Genomic DNA, 10,524 nt, shown 5'->3' on the forward strand with positions numbered 1-10,524 from the left:
GGCGTGCTGCAAGTGCCCTAGTTTCATGGTTCTCCTTTTTGTCTTCTCGGGTTCACATAGTATTGGTTGACCGCGGCCTGCTCAGGTATCGGCAGGCGATTGATCTCCGCATTGTTCGCGCCAACACTTGGCTGCTTCGCAGTAGGTTTCGCTAATCAGAAACGTCTTGAAGGAACACGCTTTGTCATTGGTGCGTTGGTCGAGCGCGGCTTCTGGACAGAGGAGCATATCGCAGTTGTGCCGGATCATCCGAGAACCCAAGACTTGTGTCTAAAAAGCGTTATTGAAGATGTGACGCGATCATCCGCGCCTTTCAGACCAGCCTCTTCGAAAGGAAGTTGGCGCCTCGCCATAACGTTTTTTAAATCGAACTGTAAGTTGAGTGGCGCTGCCAAAACCTGTGGCAGCCGCAATTTCTGACACTGTCATCTCGGTTTCATTTAACAAGGCGTAAGCCCGTGCAACCCGTAGCTCGATGTAATACTGCGTAGGCGAGGTCCCGACATATTTCTGAAAAAGCCGTTCTAACTGACGGCGGGAGATATCTACGGCTTCAGTGATTTCGGAGATATCGAGCGGTTCTTCCAGGTTTTCATGCATGATCTGCATCGCGTTGATCAGATGTTGGTTCCGGCTGCCCAATGCCACCGAAAAGGCGGATTTTTGAAGGGTTTGCCTGTTGTTCGAACGGGAGTGAATGCACATGTCAGAGACGATTATCGCCAGGTCTTTTCCAAAGTCGGATTCGATCATGTCTAACATCAAATCAGTTGCCGCATTTCCACCTCCACAGGTCATCAGATCATTGTCGATTTCATATAGATTTGCTGACGGTTCCAGATCATTGAAATGCTCAAGAAATGCCGGTTGGTTTTCCCAGTGCAATGTGAACCGCCTGCCGGTCAAAGCTCCTGCCTGTGCAAGTGCAAACGCGCCGGAACAAATGCCGCCGGGTTTGCACCCAAAGGCAATCTGTCGGCTGATCCAGGACTGAACTTTGCGATTGGTGCTTTCTGCTGGTTCTATACCCGAACAGACAAAAAATCTGGATGAACGGGGTAGATTTTGCAGGGCAAAATCCGGGGTGATTTCGATACCGTTGGAGCACATTACAGAGCTTCCGTCTTCGGTGATCAGAAACCATCTGTAGAGCTCTTTGTTGGTGACCTGATTGGCAATCCTCAGAGGCTCGACTGCTGCACTGAAGGCCAGCATCGTCAGCTTTGGTAGCAGCAGGAAATAGATCTCTTTTGCTGGCCCGTCGTAGCTAATGCGAAAACTGGCGGCCCCTTTGGGTACAAAGTTCTTTTGGGTCATGTCCTCTCCCCCCACAATGCAGATCGCGACGGATCAAAGGCACCAATACACCGGGTGAAGGTGCTGACTAGATCAGGCACATACCTGCGTAACAGTGTTGCCGCTCGCCTTCCACAAGGAGATCTCTTCGTCGCTGGCCTTTGGTGAGGAGAGTCTGGTCATGGTCTAGACGATGCCAACTAAGGGAAAGAAAAAGCATGTATATGCAAGTGAAATATTGGCAGACCTTTGAAATTTTCGGTCGCTACGCCGAGGCCGAATTCAGGGATCACGAAAGCACCGTCCGCATTACACGAGACTGGTCGGGAAACCGATTTGCTTCCTTCGTCCACTGTTCGAGGCAGATACAGAAGCGGATAGGAAAATTGCTTTAGGCCGGTCTACGCCCCCAGGCGCGGGTTATGCCTTTGGCCTCAACGCGGCACCACGATACGGAGGTTCTGTGTCTCTGGATATTGGGTCGACGACAGCTTATGTGGCGACCGTGCCAAAGGTCAGATCAGAAATGAACCGCCTTCGCTGACCCGGCCGTGACCAACGCTGAGAAGGTTGATCTGACCCATCAGCTTGTTCTGAAGCGCTAGATCACAGGAGGCGAAAAGTCCGTCTTTCTCGCGCCGCGATCAAAGTAAGGGGCCCCCCTCTCAATTCATCTTAGTATTTGTCGCACATCCGACTAAGCCATCTGCATAAGTCAATTCAATCGCCTTGCTCGACAGTCAAAACCACTAAAGTACGGTTTTCTAAACCTTTGTCTTTTATTGCAACGCGGTAAACGCCATCATTGGCGATCATTTCCTTGAGTTGATAGCTGTCGGGGTGATTGACGGGCTTGTCGTCAGAAGAAGAAACCATTTTTTTACAATCTGTTACTTCGGCCCACATGACGTTGAAGATGCTTGTGGCCTCGGTGCTTCTGAATGGGAACTCCCAAAAGCACGAAACGCCTCTTGAGTAGATCAAGCCAACGAAAGTCTCGCATATTGATCCTTCAGGGGCGAGACCAGTGTCTTCATAGCTTTGAAGCGCAGAAATTCGCGTGCATGAGTCAGCCATACCAGATGTTGGTTGAACTGCCACGATCAATACGATGGCAAGTCGCTTGAGCATTGGAATTCCATGGCTTGTTATGGCTTCTGGTCCTGTTTTGGGGACACTCCGAGCTTTGACGTGCTCACTGAACTTGCACATGTGAACCTCCAAAACGCTGTTTTTTGCTACAGACGCTAAGGCAAATTCGAGATTGTGCTTTTAGGCCTGCATCAGCTTTCACGCCGCTTTCATGCTTTGTACAATACGCCTGCAGCCGAGCAGTCATTCGGCTGCGTCAGGAACATCTGCTTTGGAATACAGGCCTTTAACACGCTCCTTCGTCGGATCGAAATGCGGGAAAGGGACGATTTTGGCTTTCAGGCGCTTTTGCTGACCGTCCAGTTGTCCGATCTCGATATCGCTTCCTATGGTGGCATGGGTGGTCGCAACCCGGCCCAAGGCAATGACTTTGCCCAGGATTGGAGATTTCATGGCGCTGGTGATCTCTCCAACCTGTGCTTTTCCGACGCGCACGCAGTCGCCCGGCAACGGAACAGTTCCCCCCTCGATTTCGAAACCAACCAGCTTGCGGTGCGGGTGTGCCTTGCGGTCTTCGATCGCGGCACGTCCAATAAAATCATCGGTTTTCGATTTCAATGGCACCGTAAAGCCGATGCCAGCCTCAAACGGATCGGTCTGGTCGTCGAATTCAGACCCCGCAAAGATCAAACCGCCTTCGATCCGCAACATGTCCAATGCAGTGAGGCCCAGAGGTGTAATTCCGTAATCTTGCCCAACCTCCCAGACGCGATCAAAGATTTCGGTGGCATCTTTTGGGTGGCAGAAGATTTCATAACCTAGCTCGCCGGAATACCCCGTTCGTGAAATCACGACAGACGTACCCTGTACATCCCCAACCCTTGCAACTGCAAGTCGGAACCACGGCAATTCCTCGATTGTTGGTTGCTGGGGTGGCGTCCAGAATATCTTTGAAAGGATGTCGCGGCTGTGACGTCCCTGAACCGCGATGTTGTGCAACTGATCGGTCGAGTTGCGCACCCAGACATTCATGTTCCGCTTGAGCGCCTGTTCCTGCAGCCACAACCCGCTTGTGTCATTGCCGCCGATCCAGCGGAAGTTTGTCTCGCCCAATCGATAGACCGTACCATCGTCGATCATACCGCCGTGTTCATAACACATTGCCGTATAGACGACCTGGCCAACGCTTAGCTTTTTCATGTTGCGGGTCACGCAAAGCTGCATCAGCTCTTCCGCATCGGGGCCCATCACCTCGTATTTTCGCAGCGGGCTCAGGTCCATCACGGCGACCTTGTCCCGGCAGGCCCAGTATTCGGCAATCGCGCCGTGATTGGTCATGGTGTTGGGTAGCCAATAGCCATTGTATTCGACAAAATCACGGGTGTGCCGGGCAAAGCAGTCGTGAAATGCAGTTTTCTTGGTGTCTTCCACGTCCGCCTCCGCAGATTTTCTGTAGCCATAGGATCGATTGAAATCCTCGGTCGCCTTGTAAGTTCGCACTTGAATGTCGGTGGGGTTCCAGCCATTTGCCGGATCAATGTCGCAGGGGCAGCCGGTGCTGACGCAAACCAGATCGGTTAAGGCGCGCAGCAGGACGAAGTCCCCCGGCCGTGACCAGGGGTCGTCCATGCCAATCGCGTTTGTGTCGTCCAGCATTGTATTGAAGAAGAAATTGATCGCAGGCCAACCAGCACGTGGCTTTACACCGTATTGATCCAGATCCTTGTTGATATTGTCCGAGCAATTCAGGTGCCCTGGATAGCCAAGATCTTCGTAGTATCGCGCAGTGCAAGCCAATCCGAAAGTGTCATGACGCCCGCAGGTATCCTGAACAATCTCGATCAGAGGTTCCTGATCAACCGACCAGTATTTTGAGTATATCCCCGGCTGCGGGTAGAGACTGCCCATCAGGCTGCGGGTGGTCGTCGGGTCAATTTCGCGCTCGATCCCCTGATCCAGTGCGCGGCGGCTGAAGGCCTGGAAGTCCGAGCATTCGCGCCCCCTGATATCCACGATCTGGATATACTCTCCGGCCTTGACCTCATAGGATTTGGCGTTGCCCGGTTGAATGTTGAGATCTCTTAGTGGGTCGGCCAAGGGATCGGGCGGACCCACATCGGGCTTCTCCAGACCCGGGGCGGCGCGCTGGATATACAGGATGATGTCTGTTGGGGGATTGCTCTTTTCCGGTCGCATCGCCTCGCCTGGGGCGGCCACGATCAGAAGGCCATCACATTCGGCCACGAAATGCACCATGTCGCCGGGTCGCGAGCCGTCGGTGAATGCCCGGATCGCGTCGCCGTTACCGATGTTGAATCCGGCGGCTTGCAAAGCGCGCAGCACCTTTTTGCCCGAGGGCGACCCGTTTGCCAGGGTCGCAATCAACCCTTCGGGGCGGCCGTCACTTTGTGTTCCAAGCATCGCCGCATCAGAGCTTCGGTCGGGGGCAAAGAAGACCATCTCGGCGGGTTGCATTCCGTCTCGATCCAGCAAGGTGATTGTATCGCCCTTGGAGACCGGAACAGCCCGCGACCCGGCACCGGGTACCGGATGGCGTTCCGTCCCGTGCGGCAGGATGGGAAGACCGGGGGTCAGAACGCCGCTGCGTTCATAAGGTACTTCAAAGACGGGTTGAACGTTCATCTTCGATCCTCCGGTTAATCCAGACCCAAAGCGCGTTTGCGCTTTTCGGCCCAACTGCTGATTGCCATGTCAAAGGTCAGTGCCATCAGCGACACGTTCAGGCCCAAAACAAAGTTCTTACCCAGTTCCGTCCCGGCCAGTGTGCGCTGTAATTCCTGTCCCAGATCCTGTGTGCCGATGAAGGCAGCGATAATGACCATGAAGAAGGCAAACATGATTGCCTGATTGAACCCGACCGCCATTGTCGGCAGCGCCAATGGAAACTGGACCGACATCAGCTTTTGATGCCGTGTGGACCCGGCCATGTCTGCTGCTTCGGTCATTTCCGAGGGCACACTGCCAAGACCAATAATGGTGTATCGGATCAGCGGCACCGCTGCGAAAATCAGGATCGAGAACACCACAGCGACGTCGTTGACACCGAACAGCATGATCGCGGGGATCAGGTAGATGAAGCTGGGGAAGGTCTGGGCGGTGTCGCACGCCAATAGAATGCTCTTGGACCAATACGCCGAACGGGCCGCAACCACGCCCAGTGGAATGCCGATCAATGTTGCAAGCGCAACCGCAGAGATCACAGTATAGAGCGTGATCACGGACCGGTCCCACCAGCCTGAGAAGGCGACAATGGTAAAAAAGATCGCGGCATAGATGCCCGGTCGCCGCCCTCCGACCCAATAGGCGAATGCAACAACAAGCAAGATAAAGGCAGGTGTCGGAATGGCCAGCAATGTGTTGCGGAACGGGATCAAAACCTTGACGTTCAGGAACCAGCGCAGCCACTCGGTCGTTCCTTTGATGATGTCCACGGCCAGGAATGATTTGATGACCACATCAATTTCTTTGCCTTGGCTAAGGTGTTGCTTGCGACCAATTTCAGCCAGGATCGGGAACAACTGTGACAGCAGGATGAACCCGACGAACAGACCTAAAGCGACAAGAGAAATCTGATGCCGTTTCCACCACGGGGTGCCGCGTTCGAAATGAACCGGTTGCTTGACGACCCAGGCTTTGGACATCCGATCCAGGGTGACTGCCAGCAGAACAATCGTGATGCCAATCTCAAAGGATCGGCCAAGCTTGAAACTGCCCATCATGGCCAGCAATTTGGCACCAAGGCCCGGCATGCCGATGAAGGCGGTCAGAACTACCATTGCAAGACACAGCATGATGACCTGATTGACGCCAACCAGAATTTCAGTACGTGCGGCCGGAACATAAACGTGGCGCAGCATCTGCCAGCGGGTGCAGCCAGACATCTGACCCGCCTCGATCACCTCCGGACTGACCTTTTTAAGGCCCAGAGTGGTCATCAGGATCATTGGCGGAATAGCAAAGGTAATTGTTGCCACGGCCCCGGCGGTTGGTCCCACCTTGAAAAAGATGACTGCTGGCAAAAGATATGTGAAAAAGGGCAGGGTTTGCAGCACGGACAGGATGGGTTTTAGCATCCGCTCGAACCAGCCGTATTTCCAGGCGGCGATACCCAGACCCAAGCCCAGCAGAAACGCCAATGGTGCGGCGACCACGATGACAGACATCGTCTGCATGGCGATCTTCCATTGCCCGATTGCTGCGGTCCAAATAAAGGTTCCCGCACCCAAGGCGGCCAGCCTCCACCCACCAACAGCGTAGCCAATGACAGCGGCCACGGCGGCGATTGCCGACCACGGGATAGGCCCCAGAAATGGCCAACGCCGTTTGCCTTCCAAAAGGTTGGCCGACGTGTCCAGCAAGAACTCTAGCGGGCCTTCGGCAATAAATCGGGTCACATAGATCAGACCGAGGTCATTCTGAATGAAGCTGAAAATCGCGTCCAACACTTGTGCCGTCGGAGGGATCGCCGCTTCTGGGATGCGGTTCAGCCATTCAGGCAAAATACCCGCTGCCTTGGCAAGGATCAGCGCAAAGGCGGTGACCAGTAGCACCGTCAGGACTCTGGTACGACTCCACGGCTTGCCTGCTGTGCCGGGCAGATCGGTGGACAGTGTGGCCATCAGTCGGCTCCGAGAAGAACGTTCAATGCGGCGTCGCGCTCCAGCACGCCGGTTACAACGCCTTGGTCATCTGCCACCGGCAGCAGGATGCGGTTGTCATTGACCAACACACGTGCCAGTTCGTGAATGGTGGCACCGCCATCGATCGGGGCACCTTCCAATGCATGTCCGTTCACCGGTTTTGCCAAACCTCGCGCATGCACGACCCTGGCTTTGTCGATGTCCTCCGTAAATTTCGCCACGTATTCGGTCGCAGGGTTCATCACGATCTTGTCAGGGGTATCACATTGCTCGACCGCGCCGTTGCGCATGATCGCAATCCGATCGGCAAGGCGCAGCGCTTCGTCAAAATCATGGGTGATAAAGACGATGGTTTTGCCCAGTAATTCTTGAAGTCGCAGGAATTCGTCCTGCATTTCACGACGGATCAACGGATCCAGTGCTGAAAAAGGTTCATCCAGAAACCAGATGTCCGGCTCGATGGCCAGTGACCGGGCAATCCCAACTCGCTGTTGCTGACCGCCGCTCAACTCGCGCGGAAAATATTCTTCTCGACCTTCAAGCCCAACAAGCTTGATGACTTCCAGCGCGCGTTCGCGTCGGTCATGGCGATCTTGTCCACGCATTTCCAGTGGGAATGCCACGTTTTCCAGAACCGTACGATGTGGCAGCAGACCGAACGACTGAAACACCATACCCATCTTTTTGCGACGTAACTCGATCAGTTCGCGCTCACTCAGGCTCATGACGTCCTGCCCGTCAACTTCGATAGTACCGCCCGTAATGTCATGCAGGCGCGAGAAGCACCGCACTAGTGTCGATTTGCCCGATCCTGAAAGTCCCATGATGACCAGCATTTCGCCACGACCCACTTCGATCGAGACGTCTTTGACACCGGCGATGTATCCATCGGCCCGGATCTCATCGAAGCTGCGGCCTTCGGGCAAAGACTTGAGATAGCTTTCTGGCGAGGGCCCAAACAGTTTCCAGACATTTTTGGCTGAGATCACAGGTGCTGCGGCGGACATGGCTGTTTTTCTTTCCAGTTAGACGCGGCCTTGCGTCGCTGAGACAGACAAGGCCGCGCCAATTTCGTTAAGATTGACCGAATTACCCGCTACAGGCGCTGATCCAAGGATCAACAACGGCGCGATTGGCGTCCAGCCATTCTTCTGCCGCTTCTTCCGGTTCAAGCTCATCAGTGTCGACCAATTTCGCCATCTCGGCAATCTGAGGGTTGGTGAACGAAATCTCGGTCAGGGCGCAATACGCGGCCGGCCATTTGTCCTTCATTCCGTCCCATGCAGCTTTTTTCAGATAACCCTTGGCGGGGTTGCCGCAATCATACAACGCATCCGGGTTCGGACCCTTGGCCGGATCTTTGTCGCATCCGTCTTCCCATGCGGGGAATTCGACGAACTCACCAGGCCAAACAGCTTCGGCGAAGTTTGGCGTCCAGTTGAACACCAGAACCGGCGTTTTGTCGGCCTCAGCCGCGCCAATCTCGGCCCAGAGGGCTGCGGCCGAGCCCGCGTTGATCACGGTAAAATTCAGATCCAGCGCCTCGGCACGTTCTTTACCATGCTTCAGCCAGTCAACCGGACCATCGAGGTACCGACCCTTGTCGCCGGTTTCCGCTGTAGCGAACAAATGTGCGCAATCATTCAACGCTTGCCAATCTGGCAGACCAGGGCAGGAGTCCTTGGTCCACATCGGGTACCACCAATCCTCACGCGTGACCGCGTCGTGATCGCCAGCATCGTGAAGGCCACCTTTTTCCAGAGCCGCGCGGTAGGACGCGCCAAACGCGCCTTCCCAGACTTCCATTTCCAGCGCCACGTCACCCAGGCGCACCGATTCATAGACAGCCTGACTGTCGGTGGTGACATATTCGACGTTGTTGCCCATTTCTTCGAAGATCAGACCAACAACGTTCGACATCACGATCTGGCTTGACCAATTGTGAATGGGGATAACGATCGGATCGCTGCTGTCTTCGGCGATCGCGCCGGTTCCCGCTGCCGCTGCCAAGGTTGCAGCAGAAAGTAGGTTTGTAAGTTTCATGTTCGCTCCCTGAGTGACGAGTATTTTCAGCGTAAGGACTCTTCCGGTCCCGAATTTTTGCATTCTGCCCATAAATACGGGGAACACAGAACAGAGATTTGAGGGGCTTTGCCTATAAATTCTTGAGGCAAACTAGAAATTTTGTTATTTTAACAATCGGTTGTCTGGTCAAACGTGTTTTGCCCCGGGAACATCGATACTGATCGTGAACAGGTCCAGCTTGGGATTATGTCGTCAAATGCCAAAGAAAGCGCCAGCTACCGGTAAAGTTCTACCGCCGCTCGACTATCTTTTGGCCTTCGAGGCCGCAGCCAAGGCGCAGAGTTTTGCGCAAGCGAGCAAGGTTCTGAATATCTCAGAGACTGCAATCAGTCGAAAAGTACGTTTGCTGGAACAACACTATGATGTGCCCTTGTTCGTGCGGGGGCATCGGTCGGTGTCCTTGACACAACAGGGTGCCATTCTGCTCGCAACAGTAGAACAATCGCTTGATCTGATGCGAGATGTCAGCCGGGATATGTTGGCCAAGCATCAGGCAAATACGGTCTCGATTGCTGCAACCAATTCCGTGGCTTCGCTTTGGTTGATGCCGCAATTGCGGAAGTTCAACAAGTCCAATGGTCGGATACGGATTTCGCTTGTGTCCTCAGACAGCGACGCCGAGTGTTTGTCCGAAGCTATGGATCTGACCATACTGCGCGGAGATGGCGATTGGCCCGGATACGAGGCACAGCTTCTGTTTGGTGAAACAGTGTTTCCTGTGTGCAGCCCAGAGTATTTAAGAACTAACCCGTCGGCGACTGATCTCACTGCCCTGCCGCAGCTGGACCTGATCGAAGTCACAAGCAGCCACGCAGAATGGATGACATGGCGCACCTGGCTCGGGGCGAACGGTGTTGCAACGTCTCCTATGGAACGTGCGGTGGCCTTCAACACCTATCCATTGTCCGTGCAGGCAGCAGTCGATGGTTTGGGTATCGCGTTGGGATGGGCGCATCTTGTTGACCCCTTGCTTGAGAGCAAAGCATTGGTTCGACCAATTGACGGTGCATCGGTTAGGACAAGCTCAGGATACTATCTGCTGAGAAGCCCCACACACAAAGCGTTTCCGGAACAGCGTATTGTCCAAGACTGGCTTTTGGGGCTCAGCGCTGGACGAAAACGTTACGCGTAATTTTTCTGTCTGATTTCAAATATTGTGCCTGTCGGAAACTGCGTCTGATCCAGTCGCTGTATAATTCAAACATTGACCATGGGGAATATTTATTTACTTTAAAGAAATAATTTGATTCTGCACCCGGTCTACCAGACTGTCGGGTCCGGACGTGTTTGGCCTATTCTGCAGGGAGGCAAAAGCCCACATGAGTTATAAATCTGACATTGAGATTGCCCGAGAGGCCATTAAGCAGCCGATCCAGGAGATTGGTGGTAA

Annotated in this window: 7 protein-coding genes; 1 reads left to right on the plus strand and 6 read right to left on the minus strand. The window is 54.0% G+C overall.

Annotation, left to right across the window (positions count from 1 at the left end; all coding sequences use genetic code 11):
• Positions 1–300 precede the first annotated feature (300 nt).
• The 6 genes from Q1B21_RS21755 to Q1B21_RS21780 all read right to left on the minus strand — a co-directional run bounded on the left by Q1B21_RS21755 (position 301) and on the right by Q1B21_RS21780 (position 9,092).
• On the minus strand, positions 301–1,317 hold the full coding sequence (locus Q1B21_RS21755; protein ID WP_299083700.1) for a GlxA family transcriptional regulator: 1,017 nt from the start codon (positions 1,315–1,317) through the stop codon (positions 301–303).
• A gap of 699 nt (positions 1,318–2,016) precedes the next feature.
• Positions 2,017–2,508, minus strand: coding sequence for a hypothetical protein (locus Q1B21_RS21760; RefSeq protein ID WP_299893103.1), 492 nt, complete (start codon positions 2,506–2,508; stop codon positions 2,017–2,019).
• Between the two features lie 123 nt (positions 2,509–2,631).
• Positions 2,632–5,031 carry a DUF1989 domain-containing protein gene (locus Q1B21_RS21765; RefSeq protein WP_299893105.1) on the minus strand — a complete coding sequence of 800 codons (2,400 nt, stop codon included), beginning with the start codon at positions 5,029–5,031 and terminating at the stop codon, positions 2,632–2,634.
• Between the two features lie 14 nt (positions 5,032–5,045).
• Positions 5,046–7,028, minus strand: a complete 1,983-nt coding sequence (locus Q1B21_RS21770; RefSeq protein WP_299893107.1) for a proline/glycine betaine ABC transporter permease — start codon at positions 7,026–7,028, stop codon at positions 5,046–5,048.
• Positions 7,028–8,056 carry a glycine betaine/L-proline ABC transporter ATP-binding protein gene (locus Q1B21_RS21775; RefSeq protein WP_299083689.1) on the minus strand — a complete coding sequence of 343 codons (1,029 nt, stop codon included), beginning with the start codon at positions 8,054–8,056 and terminating at the stop codon, positions 7,028–7,030. The genes Q1B21_RS21770 and Q1B21_RS21775 overlap by 1 nt, the downstream gene beginning before the upstream one ends.
• Positions 8,057–8,138: 82 nt before the next feature.
• Positions 8,139–9,092 (minus strand): ABC transporter substrate-binding protein, encoded by a 954-nt coding sequence (locus Q1B21_RS21780; protein WP_298934777.1) that lies wholly within the window; start codon positions 9,090–9,092, stop codon positions 8,139–8,141.
• A 238-nt stretch (positions 9,093–9,330) separates the two neighbouring features.
• On the opposite strand from Q1B21_RS21780, the gene Q1B21_RS21785 reads away from it, so the two are divergent.
• The gene (locus Q1B21_RS21785) at positions 9,331–10,266 is read left to right on the plus strand and encodes a LysR substrate-binding domain-containing protein (RefSeq protein ID WP_299893110.1); all 936 of its coding nucleotides are present in this window, start codon (positions 9,331–9,333) and stop codon (positions 10,264–10,266) included.
• The last annotated feature ends 258 nt before the right edge of the window (positions 10,267–10,524 follow it).

This window comes from uncultured Ruegeria sp., assembly GCF_947504215.1.
Lineage (GTDB): Bacteria > Pseudomonadota > Alphaproteobacteria > Rhodobacterales > Rhodobacteraceae > Ruegeria.